The organism is Ochrobactrum sp. CGA5 (assembly GCF_006345815.1).
Taxonomy (GTDB): domain Bacteria; phylum Pseudomonadota; class Alphaproteobacteria; order Rhizobiales; family Rhizobiaceae; genus Brucella.
The window spans coordinates 121,372-142,513 of sequence record NZ_VCIG01000003.1; the positions used below are offsets into that span (position 1 = coordinate 121,372).

The following is a 21,142-nucleotide window of genomic DNA, read 5'->3' on the forward strand; positions in this document are numbered from 1 at the left end:
GACAAGGGTACAAACGCCGCAATGTCACGAAGTCACGCACATCTGAAACAGCATTTCCTCTAATAGGTCTTGCGCGGAAAAGGCTTTCACTGAGGCATTTAAATGCGCAATTTCCATCACCACCATAAGTGGCCTGCGGCAACACGTCCGAGCTGGAACTCCCTCCAAAGGGTGGAATCGCAGCAATAACCCGAACTGCCATGCCGTGAATGTCGCGGTGGAAGCCATCCCCGGCAATGGGAGACGCGCGTAAAACCAACAGATAGAGCAGTCCAACAATTCAATTAAAAGGAGTGCTCTAGTTTCCGCGTAAACGGTCCGTCTCGCGACGTTCTTTCTTGGTCGGGCGCCCTGCCCCACTCTCACGCTGCGGCGTTGCAGCCTCCGGCGCTATCGCGGTAGCGGAAGCCGGTGGGGGCGAAAGATCTTCATAAAGAAGCTGAGCTTCGGGTGCCGGACCGCGACGCTCACCCGGAGCCAATATTTTATAAACGAGTATACGCCGGTCGAGTGTGATGGTCAGTACATCGCCGACCTTTATCTGATAAGCGGACTGCTCGATCTTGTCACGATTGACCCGGACTTTACCGCCGACGACGAGTTTCGCCGCCAGCGATCTTGATTTGACGACGCGCGCGAAGAACAGCCACTTATCGATTCGCTGTCTCGCACCCGTCTCGCCAGCCATTTTACTTCTTCATCTGCTCTTTCAAGGCGAGAAGCTTGGCGAAAGGCGAATCGGGATCGATGCGCGCAGGGCGTTCCTGCTCGACGCGCTTGCCAGCCTGATGGCCGTGATCACGCTTCTGCGGGCGCTGATTGCCGCCGCGGAAGCCTTCCCGCTTGCCTTCGCCGTCATGACGCTTTTGCTTGTCGAAGCGCTTTCCACCGCGATCATTACGATTCGGTTGCTCTGCCCCGCCCTCAGACTTACGCGCTTCGCCGCCCTTATCACGGTTTTGATGACCGCGATTCTGGTTGCCGCGATTGTTACGCTGACTGTTCTGGTCCTGATTGCGGTTGCGGCCCTCGAAACGACCTTGACGCCACAGAAGAACGGGCTTCGGTTCTTCAACCACCGTTTCTGTATCTGCAGGAACAGCTTCTTCCGCTTTGGCTTCGGTTTTTACCTCGGCAACAACAAGCGGGGCTGGAACAGGTTCAGCCGCTGGCACAGCGGGCTTCTCGGTTTCTGCGACCGGAGAGACCCCAGCTTCCTTGGCAGCAGCTTCGGCCGCAAAGGCATCAAGTTCGGAAAGCTTCGCCGTGACGGCCGCAGCTTCCATGGCCTCATGACGATAGCCAAGGCTCTTGAGGATTTCTTCCATATCATCGGTTGTCGCACCAAGAATGGACATCATGGCAGGCGTGACGATGAAACGTCCACCGTCATAGGCACCATCCGGACGCGCACCGGAACCCGGACGCCAGGCAAGTGCTGGACGAATGAGATCGGCAAGACGTTCCAGAATATCAATGCGCACAGCGCGGCGGCCCAGCACGCGATAGCCTGCCAGACGGTAGAACATCGGATCGAAGGCTGGATCGACCACAACCGAAGTACGACCAGCGGCCAGAACATTGACCACATCGCCATAACCCGCGCGTTCACGACCATCGTTCTTGAGCGCCCAAAGCAGCGTGATGAGACCGGCCGGAGCGGGCTTCAGCAGCATGGGCATGAAGACATGATAAGCACCGAAACGCACGCCGAGACGGCGAAGCGCCGCGCGCGAATCCTGATCGAGGCCGCGCACTTCTTCTGCCACATCTCGGCGCGGAAGAATGCCAAGATTCTCAACAATCTGGAAAGCCAGACCGCGTGTCATACCAGTAAGGGCATCGGCGGCAGCCAGATCGGTAAGCGGCTTTAGGACGGTCTCGATATGATGAGCGACGAAGCGTTCGATACGGGCGGCAACCTTGTCACGCGCCGCTCCGGTAAGTTGTTCGTCGGCCAGGATCACCGCACGAGGTTTCAGCAGGTCGTCGCCCGCAACCAGCGTTGCGACCGTTGCACCAACCCAGCGCATAACACCATCCGAACCAAGCGCGAAATCGCCATTCGGCGCAGCAGCAAAGCGCTCCGCGCGGCGTTCGAACTCGGCGGCCAGCGCCTTTTGTGCAGCCGACTTCACCGCCTTGGCGTCCGGCCCCTCGGCCTGAACGTCAGCGGTAAAACGGAATCCTTCCAGTTGCCCGACATTGTGGCCCTCGACAATCACGTCTCCGGCCGGGCTGATTTCTGCTTCAAGCATGGCATTCTCTCTCAGGCGCCTCATAAGCACGCTTGTCCTGCGGTCTACAAAGCGTTTCGTCAACCTTTCATGCAGCGCGTCGGACAATCTGTCCTCAATTTCGCGCGTCTTTTCCTGCCAGTGTGTCGGATCGGCAAGCCATCCCGGCCTATGCGACACGAAAGTCCAGGTGCGGATTTGCGCCACGCGATGCGACAGGGTGTCAATTTCCCCCTCTGTACTATCGGCGCGGCGCACCTGTTCGCTCATATAATCTTCATCGACGCTCCCTCGGCGGACAAGATCCTGATAGATGGTTGCAATGATATCGGCATGCTGCGCCGGCGCGATCTTGCGATAATCGGGCAGCGCGCAGGCGTCCCACAAAAGCTCGATGCGTGCCGGTGTCTTGGCAAGCCGCACAATCTCTTCGTCTTTTGACAAATTTTCAAGCGCTTGTTGGTCGACGGCAGGCAATGCCTTGGCCAGTCCTTCAATCGGTGCGGGCGTTTCAAGAGAATACCGCAGAGAATCAAGCGATGAAAAGTCAAAGCGGCCCGTGCGCCATTGTAGGACCTTCACCGGATCGAAATTATGCGCTTCCACGCGCTCGACAAGTTCTTCGTCAAACGGAAGCACCTGCCCGGTTACGCCGAAGGTTCCATCACGCAGATGTCGGCCCGCGCGCCCGGCGATCTGCCCCACTTCGGCGGGCGTCAGATCGCGGAATTGATAACCATCGAATTTGCGGTTTTGCGCAAAGGCGACATGGTCAACATCCAGATTAAGTCCCATCCCGATAGCATCGGTTGCTACCAGAAAATCGACATCACCCGACTGGTAAAGTTCAACTTGCGCATTGCGCGTGCGCGGGCTGAGTGCGCCCATAACCACAGCAGCGCCACCGCGCTGGCGGCGGATCAATTCCGCAATCGCATAAACCTCGTCAGCAGAAAAGGCGACAATAGCGGAGCGGTTTGGCAGACGCGTGATCTTCTTGGAACCGGCATAGGCCAGATGCGACAGGCGCGGACGCGTCACCACATTGATACCGCGTAAAAGCTTTTCCAGAATCCCGCGCATCGTCCCCGCACCAAGCAGGAGCGTCTCCTGCCGCCCGCGCAGATGCAGGATACGGTCAGTAAATATATGTCCGCGTTCCAGATCACCGGCAAGCTGCACTTCGTCGATTGCAACGAAAGCCACATCGGTGCGACGCGGCATGGCCTCGACCGTGCACACAGAATAGCGCGCGCCGGGCGGTACGATCTTTTCCTCGCCTGTCACCAGCGCGACGTTGGCCGCTCCGACCCTTTCCACGACGCGATTATAGACCTCACGCGCCAGAAGGCGCAGCGGCAGGCCGATCATCCCGCTTCCATGCGACAGCATGCGTTCGATGGCCAGATGCGTTTTGCCAGTGTTGGTCGGCCCAAGCACAGCGGTCACATCGCGGCCGCTCAAGGTCAGCGGCAAATCATGGGCAGGGAGTTGGTTCATGCCAATAATCGGATTCCGGGTACAAGCGCCCGTAAAGGGCAGGATGCTGGTTCTGCGATAGCACTATACGACCTGCACCGAAAGCGCTCCTGTTAAGTTTCAGTATGGATGCGTTGCCAACGTTCTGGCCGCCAATACGGAGCCGGTCAACAACTTGTCGATTAACGATTGGAACGACTCTGGAACGAATCGGCGACGAATCGCTGACTCGGATAGCTTCGCCTTTTGTTCACGGCAACATATAGTAAGTCTGTCAGAAAACTCCACAATATGATGAATCAGACGTTCCGCTTTTCTGTGTTCTCCTGACGTAAAACGACTTCGCCGTTAACTTTTCGCAGAACCTGTCAACAAGCTACTCCGATAGCAATGTGATTCGTCAGAAAATCTTAATGATTACTGATAGTTCGTTAACAGCGGGAACGGTTGCAAGTGCAGTCTCCGTTAACCTTCAGGCCAAAGCCGGAACGAATCGGCGACGAATCGCTGATCTGCAAAGTTTCTCCATTTGTTCCTACCGCATATGGTACCCAATGTGTCCGTCACGCCATAGAAAATCGAAACCGAACGGAAGCGGAAGGGCAATTCTTCGCTTTCGCGTTAACTTTTCCAGCAATTCCGTCACGCCGGCGCCGTCAATTTCAGGAGTCTCGTTGCGGAAACAAAAAGGCGAACGACGCTATTTCTCCACCCGCCTTTTTCGATAATGGAGAAGATCAGTCGCGCTCGACGCACAAGGCAACGCCCATGCCGCCGCCGATGCAAAGTGTCGCAAGACCGCGCTTGGCATCACGGCGCCGCATTTCGTAAAGCAGCGTCGTCAGCACGCGTGCGCCGGATGCGCCAATTGGATGACCGATCGCGATCGCTCCGCCATTGACATTGACGATATCCGGGTTGAGGCCCAGATCGCGCACAACCGCGCAGGATTGTGCTGCGAAGGCTTCATTGGCTTCGATCAGATCGAGATCGGCGACGCTCCAGCCTGCCTTGTCCAGAGCCTTCCTCGTCGCCGGAATTGGCCCTGTCCCCATGATTGACGGATCGACGCCAGCCGTTGCCCAGGAAACGATGCGCGCCAGCGGCTTCACACCGCGTTTGGCTGCTTCATTCGCTTCCATCAGAACGACAGCCGCAGCGCCATCGTTAATCCCGGATGCGTTGCCTGCTGTGACCGTTCCTTCCTTGTCGAAAGCTGGCCTCAGTTTGGTCAAAGCCTCCATCGTCGTACCGGGACGGATATATTCATCCGTCGAAACAATCACATCGCCCTTGCGTCCCTTTACGGTGAAGGGAACAATCTCATCCTCGAACCTGCCAGCGGTCTGTGCCGCCTCTGCCTTCTGCTGAGAGGCCATCGCGAACTCATCCTGATCGGCGCGGGTCAATTGCCATTGGCGGGCGATGTTTTCTGCCGTGATCCCCATGTGATATCCATTGAAGGCATCGATCAGGCCGTCCTTCAGCATGGTGTCGACCATCTTGAAATCGCCCATCTTCACGCCTGAACGCAAATGCGCGCAGTGCGGTGCCATGGACATGGATTCCTGACCGCCCGCCACGATAATCTTGGCATCGCCGGAAAGAATCTGCTGCATGCCAAGCGCGACCGCCCGCAAACCGGAACCGCATAGCTGGTTGATTGAGAAGGCCGTCGTCTCCTTCGGGCAACCGGCATCCATTGCGGCCTGCCGCGCCGGGTTCTGCCCTTCACCTGCCGTCAGCACCTGTCCGAGGATAACCTCGTCCACATCCGTCGCCGCCACACCGGCGCGTTCCAACGCGCCTTTGATAACCGTCGCGCCCAATTCATGTGCGGGGATGTTGGCAAACGCACCGTTGAAAGCGCCCACTGCGGTACGCGCCGCGCTGGCAATGACGATGGCTTTCTGGTCGGACATTCTTTCCTCCTTGAAATGTTGAGCAACACAAAGACCAAAATTCCAGCCTTTGCAAGCGTTGCCGTGCGCCTGCAACCGTCTTCATAAAAATCGATAAAGTGTTTTTCCCCTCACGAGCAGCATTGGAGTGTGCATTGTCAGTCATGATCGCTAAATTAAACTTAGCTATCAATTAGGAGATATCCATGCCTTCACTGACGCTCGAACAAGCCAATGGGATTATTGCCGGTGCCTTTACCAAGGCGGCGGAGCTGAAACTGAAGCCGCTCGCTGTCTCGGTATTTGACGCAGGCGGAAATCTGAAGGCGTTTCAGCGACAGGACGGAACCTCGATCCTTCGGTTCGAGATCGCTTCAGGCAAGGCGTTCGGAGCGCTGGCCGTCGGTACGGGATCGCGTTGGCTGCACAACCAGGCAAAGGATCGTCCACATTTCCTGGAAGGCCTGTCGGGCGTGTCAGGCGGCAAGGTCGTGCCGGTGCCAGGTGGCGTTCTAATCAAAGATGCGGACGGTGAGATCCTCGGTGCAGTTGGCATTTCCGGCGACACGTCGGACAATGACGAAATCGCAGCCATTGCCGGCATCGAAAGCACAGGCTTTACGTCTGACGCTGGCTGAATTTCCAAAAAAGCTCGCGATCAAGGCCGCTTCATGCGGCCTTTTTTTCATGCGGCGTACAGCGAAAACCCGCGCAAAAGAAAACGCCGCTTCCAGAAACTGGAAACGGCGTTTTGAAAACCATCTTTCGGCTGCAAAGCAGCGTCAGACTTATTCCTTGGCTTCGAGGACCTGACGGCCGCGATACATACCGCTCTTCAGATCGATATGATGCGGACGACGAAGTTCGCCCGAGTTCTTGTCCTCGACATAGGTCGGGGCCTTGAGAGCGTCAGCCGAACGGCGCATGCCGCGCTTCGACGGAGACGTTTTTCGTTTTGGTACTGCCATGGATCCAGCTCCACTGATCGGTCAATAAACGTCCGGCACGGCCCCGAAGAGCCTGTCACATCGGACAAAATTCCGGAAAGTCACGTGCCTATACACGCTCTAACGGCGTTTGACCAGCGGGAGTCTGATCTTTTTTTCGTACCGCGTGTTTATTGCACGCATACGACGTAGGATCCCGACCGTGCAGCACGTCCGGCAACAATCCGAGCGATGCGCTGCATATTGCGCGTCGGCTTTGCTGGGTTACGCAATGCAGGGTTCGGCAGGGTGACGGCAAGCAGTGCGGATTGCTGCGCATTGAGTTTTGCTGCCGGGCGCTTGAAATAATGCTGAGCTGCGGCCTCGATTCCGTAAATGCCCGGTCCCCACTCAGCGATATTGAGATAAATTTCCATAGTACGCTTTTTGGAAAGAATGCCGTCAGCCGTCAGCGCCAGCGGAAATTCCAGCCCCTTTCGGACATAGGAGCGCCCATTCCAGAGGAAGAGGTTCTTCACGGTCTGCATTGTGATCGTGGAAGCGCCGCGGCTTGGGCCACCTTCGCCCGCATCGTCCAGAACCAAACCAAGCTGATGCCAGTCAACCCCCCCGTGGTTGCAGAATTGGCCGTCCTCAGCCATCATCACCGAATTAACGAGAACCGGCGCGACATCGTCGATACTGACCCATCTACGGTCCACATCCTGCAACAGAACATAGTCTTTAACCATCAGAGTCGAGATCGGGCGGACGAAGGGTACGGAATAGACGAGAAGCAGGAAAATCGGCAACACAGCCAGAATCACCAGAATCTTAAGCGCGAGAGCAATCCGGGCGCCCCATATGGGATCTGCCAAGTAATTGCGTCCATCTTTGCTCTTGATGGTGATTTTTGCCACTGCCACCGCCTACTACCTTCCCCCAAGCGACATAAACCATTCCTTAATAAGTTTGAACCGGATTCCATAATCCAACCGGGGAAACAAGTCGAAACGCGCCGTTTCGTGACGTTCAAATGAAAAAGCCTGTGCTGATCGTTGTGGCCAGTTGACCAATTCAGCGCTTTCGTCCATCCCCTTTCCCATGGAAAAGCTGTCGATCGATTTCACCGCCGTTCTCAACCAGCGTGCCATGGAAGTGGAAATGGCACTGACGGGCCTTCTGGACCAGCGTATCAGGGCGGGAGAAATCGTTCGTCCGGAACGACTGCTCGCCGCCATGCGCCACGGTGTGCTGAACGGCGGCAAGCGTCTACGGCCTTTTCTCGTTGTCGAAAGTGCCGCTTTGTTCGGCAAAGGTGGTGATGCCGTCCTGCGTATCGCCGCCGCGCTCGAATGCATTCACTGCTATTCACTTGTCCACGACGATCTGCCAGCTATGGACGACGATGATCTGCGGCGCGGTCAGCCCACCGTGCACAAGGCATTTGATGAAGCAGCCGCCATTCTGGCCGGTGACGGTCTTTTGACCTACGCTTTCGACATCATCTCGTCGGATGAAACCGATCTCGATGCAGCAATTCGCTTGCAACTGGTTTCAGCACTTGCCCGCGCATCGGGTCTCGGCGGCATGGTAGGCGGGCAGGCTCTCGATCTGATGGCTGAAACCAGCAAACCCGGCGAAGCCGGTATCATTACGCTTCAAGCTATGAAAACCGGAGCTCTGATCCGTTTCGCTTGCGAGGCCGGTGCCATCATCGCCAATGCATCCAGCGAAGATCGCGAACGTATGGCCGAATTCGGCTCGGCCATCGGCCTTGCCTTCCAGCTGGCAGACGATCTGCTTGACGTGACCGCCGATGCTGAGGCGATGGGCAAGGCAACCGGCAAGGATGCAGCAGCCGGAAAAGCGACGCTGGTTTCACTCCACGGCATCGACTGGACGCGCAAACAACTGTCTGGGCTGGTTGCCCAAGCGGAAAGCCTGCTGGCGCCGTTCGGCAAGGATGCGGATGTCCTGAAGCAGGCAGCCCGCTTCATCGCCGAACGCCAGAGCTAGAGCATGCCCCAAAAGTACGAACCGGTTTTGGGATAAAGACATGCGCAAAACTGCTTAGAGATCGTCCTCACGCACTTTCACGATCACGACATCGTCCGCGGAAAGCATGCGCCCATCCTGGGCACGGACGTTTAGAAGAGCCACATCCTCACCTGAAATGCTGTCGACAAGACGGGAATGTGTCTCACCCGGCGCAAAGAGGTGCTTTTCGCCCCATTGCCTGAGCGACACGATCACAGGCAGCAGATCGCGCCCCTTGGCCGTCAGCCGATATTCCTGATGCGCCCCGCCGTTGGGGTCCGGCACGGAATCCATAATTCCTTCCCCCGTCAGCTTACGCAGGCGATCCGATAGAATGTTGCGGGCGATTCCCAGATTTTTCTGAAATGTGCTGAAACGCGTCACACCGTCGAAGGCTTCACGGACGATCAGCAACGACCACCAATCGCCGATGACGTCAAGCGCCCGGGCACTGGGGCAATAGTCGCCTTTCAGGCTTTTCTTTCGAACCATGTTCACTCCACGAATTGCAATCTGGTTGCAATATAAAACCTTTTTCGCTACAAACAAAATGGTTTCATTTTAAAACCAATTTGCAGGAGTACAACCATGCACCCCTCAACCGACGCGGCAGCAGCGCTGTCCGCGAACCCTGATGCACGCCCGCTTTCCTCGGCTACCCTTCTTTTGTTCGCCGCTGCAAGCGGGCTGGCGGTGGCCAATGTCTATTTCGCTCACCCGCTTCTCGATGTGATGGCAGACGATCTCGGCCTCAAGCGATCGACAGCGGGCCTTATCGTCGCCGCCAGCCAGATCGGTTATGCGCTTGGCCTGATCTTCCTGGTTCCGCTCGGCGACCTGTTCAACCGGCGCAAGCTTATCCTCGCCCATTTCCTGCTCTCGGTCCTGTCGCTGATCGCAATCGGCTTTGCGGACGATGCTACGGTGCTTCTGGTTGCCATGGCCATCATGGGCCTGCTCGCCGTCGTTACACAAGCACTCGTTGCCTATGCGGCCAGCCTCTCGGCACCGGCGCGCCGTGGGCACGTGGTCGGCATCGTAACCAGCGGCATTGTACTCGGCATATTGCTGGCCCGCGCCATAGCAGGCGCCCTCGCCGACATTGGCGGCTGGCGCAGCGTCTATTTCGTTTCCGCCACTCTCACGCTTACGATCGCACTCCTGCTCTGGCGTAGCCTCCCCGAGCAGAAACGCCAGCAGACCAGCGTCAGCTATCCGGCACTCATTCTGTCACTCGTGACGCTATTTCGTTCCGAACCAGTGCTACGCATTCGAGCCATCATCGCCATGCTGGTCTTCGCCAATATCACCACTTTGCTCGCACCACTGGTCATGCCGCTCAGCGCCCCGCCGTTTGAACTGAACCATGCCCAGATCGGGCTGTTCGGTCTTGCGGGTGCAGCAGGAGCACTCGCCGCCTCCCGCGCCGGAAGCGCCGCCGATCGCGGCCATGCCCAGCGCATGACGGGCTTCGCCCTGATGCTGATGTTCGTCTCGTGGGGATTGATAGCCCTGCTTGGACACTCGCTGCTCTGGCTGATCGCGGGCGTGCTTGTAATCGACTTCGGCCTTCAGGCCGTGCACGTAACCAATCAGGCGATGATCTACCGCGTGCGCCCGGATGCGCAGAACAGGCTCACCGCCGCCTATATGGTTTTCTATTCCATCGGCAGCGCAAGCGGTTCGGCGACGTCAACCTGGATCTATGCTCATGCAGGCTGGAACGGTGTCTGCCTGCTTGGCGCAGGAATCAGCATCGTAACGCTCGGCTTCTGGGCGGCGACGGTAAAAACGACACCTGAGGCCGCGACACGCGCCGTGGCTTGCTCGGCTTAGTTCTGGCCAGATGCCACCTTCTGCTCAAGCCCGAAGCGGCTCTCGATGTAATCGGCGACCATCTTCTGAAACTCTTCGGCAATGGCAGGACCGCGTAGTGTCGTGACCTTCTTGCCATCGACAAAGACCGGTGCGGACGGCGTTTCGCCCGTGCCAGGCAGAGAAATGCCAATATCGGCATGTTTCGATTCGCCCGGACCATTCACGATGCAGCCCATCACAGCCACCGACAGCGCTTCAACACCGGGATATTTCTCACGCCAGACTGGCATGTTGCGACGGATGTCATCCTGAATGGTCTGCGCCAGTTCCTGGAACACAGTCGACGTCGTACGTCCGCAACCCGGGCACGCGGCAACGATGGGAATGAACTGACGGAAACCCATGGTCTGCAGAAGCTCCTGCGATACCTGCACTTCGCGGGTGCGGTCGCCGCCCGGTTCCGGGGTCAGCGAAATGCGAATCGTGTCGCCAATGCCCTGCTGTAGCAAAATGCCCATGGCAGCCGACGAAGCGACGATGCCCTTGGTGCCCATGCCAGCCTCGGTAAGGCCCAGATGCAACGCATGATCGGAACGCTGCGCCAGCATGGTGTAGACGGCGATCAGATCCTGTACCTGACTGACCTTGGCCGACAGAATGATCTTGTCGCGACCAAGGCCGATTTCTTCGGCAAGATTGGCAGAGATCAGCGCCGACTGCACGATGGCCTCGCGCATGACTTCCTGTGCGCTCAATGGCGCGCCCGCATCCTGATTGCGATCCATCAGCGTAGTCAGGAGCTCCTGATCGAGCGACCCCCAATTGACGCCGATGCGCACCGGCTTGTCATAACGGATAGCCATTTCGACGATATCAGCGAACTGTTTGTCCTTCTTGTCCTTGAAACCGACATTGCCCGGATTGATGCGATATTTTGCAAGCGCTTCCGCGCAGGCCGGATGGTCGGCCAGCAACTTGTGACCAATATAATGAAAATCGCCGACCAGCGGCACGTTATGGCCCAGACGCTCCAGCCGTTCGCGGATTTTCGGCACGGCGGCAGCCGATTCATCACGATCCACCGTGATGCGCACGATTTCCGAACCGGCACGATGAAGTGCCGCCACCTGCGCAACCGTGGAATCCACATCCGCAGTGTCCGTATTGGTCATCGACTGCACGACGACGGGCGCACTGCCGCCGACGAGAACACCGCCGACACTTACACCAACCGATTGGCGGCGAGGAAATGGATACGAAAAATAGCTGACGGTCTCGGAAGACATTTTGCTCTGTTCTTAACTGTACCTGCTTTCAGGTGGCGCAGTGCGACGCGATTGTCAACGGCTGCGTATATCCGGTGTTCGCTTTATATAATCGCTTGCCCACGCAATGTCGCCCTCTCATTATGGCGATATCAATAGGGAGGAGCCTGCCAATGACCGAAGCATCTGTCCGAAAAACCGCAATCATAACGGGATCGAATTCCGGGATCGGCCTAGGCATAGCCCATGCGCTGGCGGCAGCAGGACACAACGTCGTGATCAACTCTTTCACCGACCGTGACGAGGATCACGCCCTTGCACGTAAGCTGGGTGAAGAGCATAACGCCAGCGTGGTCTATATCGCGGCTGACATGTCGAAAGCCGACCAATGCCGCGAGATGGTAGCAGAAGCTGTAAAGCAATTCGGCAGTGTGGATATCCTCGTCAACAATGCCGGTATCCAGCACGTGTCTCCCGTAGAAGAATTTCCGACCGAGCAATGGGACCGCATCATCGCGATCAACCTGACATCGGCCTTTCACACATCGGCTGCCGCGATCCCGCACATGCGCAAGACGGGATGGGGCCGCATTATCAGTATAGCGTCGGCACACGGCCTTGTGGCATCGCCGTTTAAGTCGGCATATGTGGCTGCTAAACACGGCATTGTTGGCTTCACAAAAACACTGGCGCTGGAACTTGCGACCGCAAAGATCACCGCCAATTCCATCTGTCCCGGCTATGTTCTGACTCCGCTTGTCGAGGCACAGATACCAGACCAGATGAAGGCCTATCATATGGACCGCGAAACCGTGATCCGCGAAGTGATGCTCGACAAGCAGCCGACAAAGGAATTTGTCACCACCGCACAAATTGGCGCCGTCGCCGCTTTCCTTGCAAGCGATGCGGCGGCGCAGATAAACGGCGCTGCTATTCCTGTCGATGGGGGCTGGACGGCAGAGTAGCGCATCCCGAAAAATGGGAACGGATTTTCAGGCAAGATGCGGGTCATAAGCGAATTCAGTGCTTATGGTCAGCGTATCGAGCCAGACCGGAAAAGGCCAGCACAACCAGCAACAAGGCCGGAAGCGCCAGAAACACCACCCCAAAGCCGCTGTGCTTGGCGACAAACCCGATCAGCGATGGCGCTACCAGCATGCCGGAATAGCCCAGCGTCGTGGCGATGGACAGGCCGACACTCGGGTTCACGCCCGGCATGTTGCCAGCCATGGAGAATGCTATCGGTACCATGTTGGAAATACCGATCCCGCAGATCGCGAAACCAATAATCGCAGTTGCCGAACTGTTTCCGAAACCGACGATCAACATGCCGATGATGGCAATGATCGTGCAGGCGCGCAGGGTTTTGACAGCGCCGAACCGGTCGCGAACCAAATCGCCCGCAAAACGCATAATGGCCATCGAACCTGAAAACGCTGCAAAGCCGAAGCCCGCCACCGTGACGGAAGCGCCCAAATCCTGGCGCATATGATAGGCGCCCCAATCGAGTATCGCCCCTTCCGGCACCATGGAAAACAGCGCCATAACACCGACAAGCCAGGGCAGAGGATTGCGCGGCAGGGTGAGCTTCTGCTTTTCGCCGCTTGGATTATGGTGTTCCGTGTCCGGGATAATCGATGGCCAGGCGATAGCGATCATGATGGCGGCAGCAATTGCCGTGACGAGCGCATGGACCGTCGATCCGAATTGCGCAATGAGAAAGCCCCCTGTTGCAGCACCAATCAGTCCGCCGAGGCTCCAGAACGCATGACAGGATGACATGATCGCACGGCGCATCTTTTTCTCGACGGCGACCGCATTGGCATTCATCGACACATCCATCGCAGCCATGGTCCCGCCGAAATAGAACATCACAATCACTGCCGTGACCACATTCGGCACCAATGCGATGATGAGCAAAGCCGGGATGAAGGCAAGCGCAAAGATGCGCACCACAACGCCCGAACCGCGATGCGCGGACAATGCGCCCGCAACCGGCATCATGGCAAGAGAACCGAGACCGAAGACCAGAATCATCAGTCCCATTCCAGCGCTATCAAGCCCTAGCCGCGCCGCAAATTCCGGGATTTTAGGAGCCCAGCCGCCGAAAATATAGCCGTTCATCAGAAAGAGGAGGGCAACTGCAACTCGCTCTCTGGTTATAATCGGAGCACGCACAGGCGCTGCATCTTCGCGTCCAGAAACCTGTTCCATCTATCCCTCAGTTGCGGTCCACTGCCGCACGTAGAATTTTCATACCTGATGCCGCATAGGGCAGAAGCGCCGCTTCATCTGCATCATATTCGACCGCCATGACCCCGACATCGTCCAGAGGAACAACATCATGCGCGGCAACAGTACCGAGCTTGTCGCTCGTAATGGCAAGAGCCACTATCCGGCTGCGTCCGGCAATCACCCGTTTGAATTCCGCATCATCCAGATGCAGCGCGGTTAGGCCGATTTCGGCAGCAACACCGCATGCACCCAAAATACAGAGATCAGGGCGCAACAGCTCCGCATCGCGCAAAGCACGTGCACCAACGGCCGCACTGACCCGCCGGTCGATAGGACCGCCGATCATGATCAGCTCAATCTCCGGTGAGCTTATGAGAATTGCGGCTATGGACGGCGTGTTGGTGACAACCGTGATGGTTTCACCGCGCTCGACCAAAAGTCGTGCCAAGGCTGTGTTCACCGAAGACGCATCGAGAAACACCATCATGCCGGGCTCGACCAGTCCCATCAAGGCTGCAGCCAGTGCGGTCTTCGCCTGTGTACGCTCTAAATCCCGTTCAGCAAGCGGGGACGGCTCAGGCACTGCGCGTAACGCGCCACCATAGACACGCCTGCAAAGCCCTGCCGCCGCCATCTCGCGCAGATCGCGCCGGATCGTATCCTCTGACACCCCGAAGCTTTCAGCCAGTTCAGCCGCCAGCACGCGACCCGACTGCTGTAGCAGTTCCTGAATGCGCGCCTGTCTTTCAGGAAGCAGAAGCTCTATCACTATTATCCTTCCACTGTGCAAAAACATGCATAAATCGGCACAAACATGCATATCAGATTTTGGGAGCACTGCAAGCGCAAACAAAAGCCGCGCCGTTATACGGGCGCGGCACTAAACTTTGAGCCGGGAAGAGGCTTTCTGAAATTACTCCGCGTAGACGACAAGCAAATCCTTGGCGTCGATCTGCTCGCCGGGACGCACCAGCACTTCCCCGATAGTGCCATCGCGCTCGGCATGGATGGCGGTTTCCATCTTCATCGCTTCAATGGAAAGCAGCACGTCACCCTGAGTAACCATCTGGCCGGCGGCAACGGCAACGGTGGAGACCACACCCGGCATCGGTGCGCCGACCTGCTTGTCGTTCCCCGCTTCCACCTTGCGACGGACGCCACCGGAAGCGCCTTTGGCGCGGTTTGGCACCTTGATGCGGCGCGGCTGTCCGTTCAGCTCGAAGAACACCGTCACCATACCCTTTTCATCGGTTTCGCTCATCGCCTGATTGACGATCACCAGCGTCTTGCCGCGCTCCAGATCAACGAAGACTTCTTCTTCCGGCTTGAGGCCATAGAAATAGACCGGCGTCGGCAGCACGCTCGTTGGGCCATATGTTTCCTGTGCGGCGGCATAATCGGTGAAGACTTTTGGATACATCAGCGCCGAAGCGAATTCCTGATCGGAAATCTTGCGATCAACCGTCTCCTCGAACCTTTCACGCTCGGCATTCAGATCGGCAGGTTCCAGCAGAGCGCCGGGACGCACGGTGAACGGCTCTTCGCCCTTCAAAATTTTCTTTTGCAGCGCCTTCGGCCATCCGGATGGCGGCTGGCCAAGATCGCCGCGCATCATCGACACAACCGAATCCGGGAAAGCAATATCCTTTGCCGGGTTCTCGACATCGGCAACCGTCAAGTCCTGACTGACCATCATCAGCGCCATGTCGCCCACAACTTTGGAGGATGGCGTGACCTTGACGATATCGCCAAACATGCGGTTCACATCGGCATAGGCCTGCGCAACTTCATGCCAGCGGGTTTCAAGTCCCAGAGAACGGGCTTGCTCTTTCAGATTGGTAAACTGTCCGCCCGGCATTTCATGCAGGTAAACTTCGGAAGCCGGGCCCTTGAGATCGCTTTCAAAGGCCGCATACTGGTTACGCACAGCTTCCCAATAGAAGGAGATGCGGCGGATCGAATCAGGATCGAGACCCGGATCGCGTTCGGACCCGTGCAAAGCTTCCACGATGGAACCGAGGCAAGGCTGCGACGTATTGCCGGACAGCGCATCCATCGCCGCATCGACCACATCCACGCCCGCATCGATCGCGGCAAGTACAGTCGCCGCTGAAATGCCCGATGTATCATGGGTATGGAAATGGATCGGCAGATCGGTCTCATCGCGCAGTGTCTTGAACAGGACCCGCGCCGCAGCAGGCTTCAAAAGCCCCGCCATATCCTTCACTGCAATGATATGCGCACCAGCCTTCTCAACTTCCTTCGCCAGATCGACGTAATATTTGAGGTCATATTTGGCGCGTTCCGGGTTAAGAATATCGCCCGTGTAGCAGATCGCCGCTTCACAGAGCTTGTCTTCTTCCAGCACAGCGTCCATCGAGACGCGCATGTTCTCAACCCAGTTGAGACTGTCGAAAACGCGGAACAAATCGATGCCGCCGCGCGCTGCCTCGCGCACGAAATACTTCACGACATTGTCGGGATAGGACTTATAACCGACACCGTTTGCACCGCGCAAAAGCATCTGTAGTAGAAGATTTGGGGCACCCTCCCGCACCAATGCCAGACGCTCCCACGGATCCTCGGTGAGGAAGCGCATCGAGACATCGAAGGTCGCCCCGCCCCAGCATTCCAGTGAGAACAGGTTTGGCAGTGCCTGAGCGTAGGAATTGGCAATGCGGGCAATGTCGTAAGTGCGCATACGTGTCGCCAGAAGGGACTGATGGCCGTCACGCATGGTTGTGTCAGTGATCAACGCCCGCTTTTCGTTGCGCACCCATTCGGCAAACTTCTTCGGCCCAAGCTGATCCAGACGCTGCTTGGTGCCATCGACGACCTCCTTATCACCAAACCACGGCACGCGCGGCTTGGCCGCATCCTTAGCCGGCTTTGCACGTCCCTTGGTTTCAGGATGACCGTTGACCGTCACATCGGCGATATAGGTCAGAAGCTTGGTGGCACGATCCTGCCGCTTCACCTGCTCGAACAGCTCCGGCGTCGTGTCGATGAAGCGTGTCGTGTAGTCGTTGGCCTGAAACTTCGGATGATTGATGATCGCTTCGAGAAAGGTGAGATTTGTCGCCACACCGCGGATGCGGAATTCGCGCAAGGCGCGGTCCATACGTCGGATAGCTTCCAGAGGCGTTGCGCCTGAAGCGGTCACTTTGACCAGCAGCGGGTCGTAGTAACGGGTGATGAACGCACCTGAATAGGCCGTGCCGCCATCCAGGCGGATGCCGAAGCCTGATGCCGAGCGATAGGCCTGAATGCGCCCATAATCAGGAATGAAGTTCTGTTCAGGGTCTTCCGTAGTGATACGGCACTGCAGCGCGTGACCGTTGAGGCGGATATCTTCCTGCTTCGGAACACCCGATTCCGGCGTGCCGATGGCAAAGCCTTCCAGAATATGGATTTGCGCCTTGACGATATCGATGCCGGTCACCTGCTCGGTAACCGTATGCTCGACCTGGATACGCGGATTGACCTCAATGAAATAGAACTTTCCGCTATCGGCATCCATCAGGAACTCGACAGTACCGGCACCTACATAATCGGTGGCATGGGCAATCTTCAGGCCATAGCTTGCCAGTTCCCGACGCTGCGCGTCATCAAGATAAGGGGCGGGTGCCCTCTCCACGACCTTCTGGTTACGACGCTGAATCGAGCAGTCACGCTCGAAAAGATGAACCGCATTACCATGCGTATCACCCAGTATCTGCACTTCGACATGGCGCGCACGTTCAATCAGTTTTTCGAGATAGACTTCATCCTTGCCAAATGCGGCCTTGGCCTCACGCTTGGCTTCCGTCACTTCACGGGAGAGGTCAGCCTCGGCGCGGATGGCGCGCATGCCACGACCGCCGCCGCCCCAGCTCGCCTTGAGCATCAGCGGATAGCCGATTTCCGCCGCAAGCTTCTTCACTTCCTCCATATCGTCAGGAAGCGGATCAGTGGCCGGGACGACCGGTACACCGATCTCAATGGCGAGATTGCGTGCCGCAACCTTGTTACCGAGGCGGCGCATGGTTTCTGGCTTCGGGCCGATGAAAATGATGTCGTTTTCCGCACAGGCTTCGGCAAACTCCGGGCTTTCGGATAAAAGGCCGTAGCCAGGATGAATCGCGTCGGCACCCGAAAGCTTGGCGACGCGGATGACCTCATCGATGGAGAGATAGCTTTCGATCGGACCTAGATCGCGTTCCAGATGGGGACCACGACCAACCTGATAGCTTTCATCGGCCTTGAAGCGATGCAGGGAAAGTTTGTCTTCCTCAGCCCATATGGCCACCGTTTTGAGTCCCAGCTCATTGGCGGCGCGGAACACGCGGATAGCGATCTCGGATCGGTTGGCGACCAGAATTTTCCGTATAGGCTTTGGGGCGAAAGACAAGGCAGATCTCCCTAACTGCAATGACAAAGGCGCCATTGCTTAACCTGCAACAGACACAAGCGCAAACAAACTGTGCAGTCGGGAGATAAAAACAAAATGCCCGACTAAATGCCGGGCAGATTGATGAATTTTGTAGCATTTTTTGCTAATATATGAGGCAGTTTTACTTCTGGAAGTAGTTATATTTGCCGTCTTCGCCCTTGCGCCATTCAAACATGACGTAAGGGGAAAGGCTCGGATCGCCCTTCGCATCGAAGGAAATCTCACCAAGCACGGTCTTGAACGGCCCCTTTTCTTTCATTGCGGTAGCCACTTCCTGCGGATCGTTGCTGCCAGCGGCATTGGCAGCATTTACGAGCGACTGCACACCGGCATAGGCGTAGAAAGTATAGGCTTCGGGCTCGAAGCCCTTCTCGCGGAAAGCCTTGATCAAATCCGCATTCGACTTGTCGTCACGCGGATCTGGGCCGAAAGTGTTCATGACGCCCGCCACAGCGTCGCCGGCGATCGATGCGAGTTCGTTGGACACGATGCCATCGCCCGAGATGAACTGAGCCTTGAGGCCCTGATCAGCCATCTGACGGATCAGAAGACCGGCTTCCGGGTGCATGCCACCCCAGTAAACAGCGGTGATGCCTGCAGCCTTCATCTTGGAGATAAGCGCGGAAAAATCCTTGTCGCCCTGGTTCACGCCCTCATAGAGCGTTTCCTTCATGCCGTTGTCGTTCAGAGATTTCTTGGTTTCATCGGCAAGACCCTGACCATAAGGCGTCTTGTCGTGAAGGATCGCGACTTTACCGTCCTTGTAATTGTCGGCGATATATTTACCTGCAACGATACCCTGCTGGTCATCACGACGGCAGGTGCGGAAAGTATTCCACAGTCCGCGCTCGGTAAAGGTCGGGTTCGTGGTGCCCGGCGCGATCATAAGCACGCCGTTTTCAGCATAGATGTCCGAAGTCGGGATGCTGACGCCGGAATTGAAGTGGCCAATGACGAACTGGACGCCATCACCTATGAACTTGTTTGCAACAGAAATGCCCTGCTTCGGATCGGCTGCATCGTCGCCATAAACGATCGTGATCTGCTCGCCATTCATGCCACCCTTGGCATTGGCTTCGGCGACGGCCGCTTCAACACCGCGCTTGATCTGTTCGCCGAAAGCCGCCTGGCTGCCGGTCAACGGCGCGCCGACGCCAAGCTGAATGTCGGCAAAAGATACGCCGCTCATTGCAACCAGTGCCGAAAGGCAAACGCCGCAGAATAAGGATTTCTTCATTTCAGTTGCTCCCACTAAACGTAGCCCGAAATCTGAAATGGTTTCGGAATACGCATCAATACACTCATTCGTAGCGGCAATCAGACCTGATCAGACGGCCGCAATTTCGCAGGTTCCAGAGCAGCGACAGCACGGCCGCGCTCCTAACCTGATCTATAAATGGGAGATTGCATCAGCCCCAGAAATGCCATTCGAGCTTGAAACTGGTCCTCCCACCAGATTGAGCAATCAGACATAGGGAATCACCCTATAACTGACAGCAATGTTAGATAGATTCGCTTTCATTATGAAAGTAAAGCAACGATTCTGTCTGCTTTCTGCCTTTTACGCATGACTTTATGCTGAGCGGAAGCCTGAAAGCGAAAATGCCCGGCGCAAAGCCGGGCATCTCCATTCGTTGGAAAAGAATATAAGGAAAACTTACTGCTGAATGTAAGTATATTTTCCGTCAGCGCCCTTTTCCCACTTGTACATGACATAGCCCGGAAGCTTCGGATCGCCCTTCTCGTCAAAGGACAGATCGCCGAGCACGGTCTTGAAGGGGCCTTTTTCCTTGAGCGCCTTGGCAACTTCCTGCGGATCGTTGCTGCCAGCAGCCTTCGCGGCACCGGCCAGGGACTGAACGGCAGCGTAAGAGTAAAGCGTATAAGCCTCCGGTTCGAAGCCAGAATCGCGGAACTTCTTAACCAGATCGGCATTGTTCGGATTATTGCGCGGGTCTGGACCGAACGTATTCAGCGTACCGGCAACCGCATCGCCAGCGATGGATGCCAATTCGTTGGAAACGATACCATCGCCAGAAATGAACTGGACCTTCAGCCCCTGATCGGCGAGCTGACGGATAATCAGACCGGCTTCAGCGTGCAGGCCACCCCAATAGAGGACCGTAACACCCTGCTGCTTCAACTTGGCGATCAGAGCCGAGAAATCCTTCTCGCCAACATTCACGCCTTCGTAGACGGCTTCCTTGACGCCAAGCTCGTTGAGCTTCTTCTTGGTTTCATCGGCAAGGCCCTGACCGTAAGGGGTCTTGTCGTGAATGACAGCAATTTTTCCGTCTTTGAAGTTGTCGAAAATATACTGACCGGCCACGATACCCTGCTGGTCGTCGCGACCGCAGGTACGGAACGTATTCCAGAGCTGGCGCTCGGTATAGACCGGGTTGGTTGCGGCAGGCGAAATTACAAGCATGCCATTTTCAGCGTAGACGTCGGAAGCAGGGATCGTAACACCCGAATTGAAGTGACCGATAACGTATTTCACGCCATCTGCGGCAAACTTGTTGGCTACCGAGATACCCTGCTTCGGATCCGAGACGTCATCGCCCAGAGTAATCGCGATTTTTTCGCCGTTGATGCCGCCCGCATCGTTGATTTCCTTGATGGCCGCTTCCGCGCCCTTCTGAATCTGCGCGCCGTAAACTGCATTTGGACCCGTCAGCGGCGCACCAATACCGACCAGAACATCAGCCCAAGCCGAGCCCCCGAAAGCCATAACTGCTGCAAGAGCAACGCCTGAGAAAAGTGACTTTTTCATTTTTGGAACTCCCATCATTGTATTTACCCCGAAACG

At 56.7% G+C, this 21,142-nt stretch carries 16 protein-coding genes; 4 read left to right on the forward strand and 12 right to left on the reverse strand.

Annotated features, from left to right (window positions below):
- Positions 1-298: 298 nt before the first annotated feature.
- From FJQ48_RS03460 to FJQ48_RS03470, 3 genes are all read right to left on the reverse strand, one after another.
- Entirely contained in the window at positions 299-688 is a 390-nt protein-coding gene (locus FJQ48_RS03460; RefSeq protein WP_139973807.1) for an RNA-binding S4 domain-containing protein, read from the reverse strand.
- A 1-nt stretch (position 689) separates the two neighbouring features.
- Positions 690-3,737: a helicase-related protein gene (locus FJQ48_RS03465; RefSeq protein WP_139973808.1), complete on the reverse strand. Its 3,048-nt coding sequence runs from the start codon at positions 3,735-3,737 to the stop codon at positions 690-692.
- A 716-nt stretch (positions 3,738-4,453) separates the two neighbouring features.
- Entirely contained in the window at positions 4,454-5,638 is a 1,185-nt protein-coding gene (locus FJQ48_RS03470) for an acetyl-CoA C-acetyltransferase (RefSeq protein ID WP_139973809.1), read from the reverse strand.
- A 185-nt stretch (positions 5,639-5,823) separates the two neighbouring features.
- On the opposite strand from FJQ48_RS03470, the gene FJQ48_RS03475 reads away from it, so the two are divergent.
- Positions 5,824-6,255 carry a heme-binding protein gene (locus FJQ48_RS03475; protein ID WP_139973810.1) on the forward strand — a complete coding sequence of 144 codons (432 nt, stop codon included), beginning with the start codon at positions 5,824-5,826 and terminating at the stop codon, positions 6,253-6,255.
- A 150-nt stretch (positions 6,256-6,405) separates the two neighbouring features.
- Here FJQ48_RS03475 and rpmF read toward each other — a convergent pair whose 3' ends face one another.
- On the reverse strand, positions 6,406-6,585 hold the full coding sequence (gene rpmF, locus FJQ48_RS03480; protein WP_006467787.1) for a 50S ribosomal protein L32: 180 nt from the start codon (positions 6,583-6,585) through the stop codon (positions 6,406-6,408).
- A gap of 149 nt (positions 6,586-6,734) precedes the next feature.
- Positions 6,735-7,463, reverse strand: a complete 729-nt coding sequence (gene mtgA, locus FJQ48_RS03485; protein ID WP_180350107.1) for a monofunctional biosynthetic peptidoglycan transglycosylase — start codon at positions 7,461-7,463, stop codon at positions 6,735-6,737.
- A 184-nt stretch (positions 7,464-7,647) separates the two neighbouring features.
- Here mtgA and FJQ48_RS03490 point away from each other — a divergent pair, with 184 nt between their 5' ends.
- A complete protein-coding gene (locus tag FJQ48_RS03490; protein WP_139973891.1) occupies positions 7,648-8,562 on the forward strand; it encodes a polyprenyl synthetase family protein in 915 nt (304 codons plus the stop codon).
- A gap of 54 nt (positions 8,563-8,616) precedes the next feature.
- Here the strand turns inward: FJQ48_RS03490 and FJQ48_RS03495 are convergent, their stop codons facing one another.
- Positions 8,617-9,075: a helix-turn-helix domain-containing protein gene (locus FJQ48_RS03495; RefSeq protein ID WP_139973812.1), complete on the reverse strand. Its 459-nt coding sequence runs from the start codon at positions 9,073-9,075 to the stop codon at positions 8,617-8,619.
- A gap of 96 nt (positions 9,076-9,171) precedes the next feature.
- Here FJQ48_RS03495 and FJQ48_RS03500 point away from each other — a divergent pair, with 96 nt between their 5' ends.
- Entirely contained in the window at positions 9,172-10,419 is a 1,248-nt protein-coding gene (locus FJQ48_RS03500) for an MFS transporter (protein ID WP_139973813.1), read from the forward strand.
- Here FJQ48_RS03500 and ispG read toward each other — a convergent pair.
- Positions 10,416-11,687 carry a flavodoxin-dependent (E)-4-hydroxy-3-methylbut-2-enyl-diphosphate synthase gene (ispG, locus tag FJQ48_RS03505; protein WP_139973814.1) on the reverse strand — a complete coding sequence of 424 codons (1,272 nt, stop codon included), beginning with the start codon at positions 11,685-11,687 and terminating at the stop codon, positions 10,416-10,418. The genes FJQ48_RS03500 and ispG overlap by 4 nt on opposite strands.
- Before the next feature lie 152 nt (positions 11,688-11,839).
- Here ispG and FJQ48_RS03510 point away from each other — a divergent pair, with 152 nt between their 5' ends.
- On the forward strand, positions 11,840-12,631 hold the full coding sequence (locus FJQ48_RS03510; RefSeq protein ID WP_139973815.1) for a 3-hydroxybutyrate dehydrogenase: 792 nt from the start codon (positions 11,840-11,842) through the stop codon (positions 12,629-12,631).
- 55 nt (positions 12,632-12,686) lie between these two features.
- Here the strand turns inward: FJQ48_RS03510 and FJQ48_RS03515 are convergent, their stop codons facing one another.
- From FJQ48_RS03515 to FJQ48_RS03535, 5 genes are all read right to left on the reverse strand, one after another.
- Positions 12,687-13,880, reverse strand: a complete 1,194-nt coding sequence (locus FJQ48_RS03515; protein WP_139973816.1) for an MFS transporter — start codon at positions 13,878-13,880, stop codon at positions 12,687-12,689.
- Between the two features lie 7 nt (positions 13,881-13,887).
- Complete coding sequence (locus tag FJQ48_RS03520; protein ID WP_139973892.1) at positions 13,888-14,673, reverse strand: DeoR/GlpR family DNA-binding transcription regulator; 786 nt, start codon at positions 14,671-14,673, stop codon at positions 13,888-13,890.
- Positions 14,674-14,814: 141 nt separating this feature from the next.
- Positions 14,815-18,291: a pyruvate carboxylase gene (gene pyc / locus FJQ48_RS03525; protein ID WP_139973817.1), complete on the reverse strand. Its 3,477-nt coding sequence runs from the start codon at positions 18,289-18,291 to the stop codon at positions 14,815-14,817.
- A gap of 163 nt (positions 18,292-18,454) precedes the next feature.
- Positions 18,455-19,570: a branched-chain amino acid ABC transporter substrate-binding protein gene (locus tag FJQ48_RS03530; protein ID WP_139973818.1), complete on the reverse strand. Its 1,116-nt coding sequence runs from the start codon at positions 19,568-19,570 to the stop codon at positions 18,455-18,457.
- A gap of 420 nt (positions 19,571-19,990) precedes the next feature.
- Positions 19,991-21,106 carry a branched-chain amino acid ABC transporter substrate-binding protein gene (locus FJQ48_RS03535; RefSeq protein ID WP_139973819.1) on the reverse strand — a complete coding sequence of 372 codons (1,116 nt, stop codon included), beginning with the start codon at positions 21,104-21,106 and terminating at the stop codon, positions 19,991-19,993.
- Between the last annotated feature and the right edge of the window lie 36 nt (positions 21,107-21,142).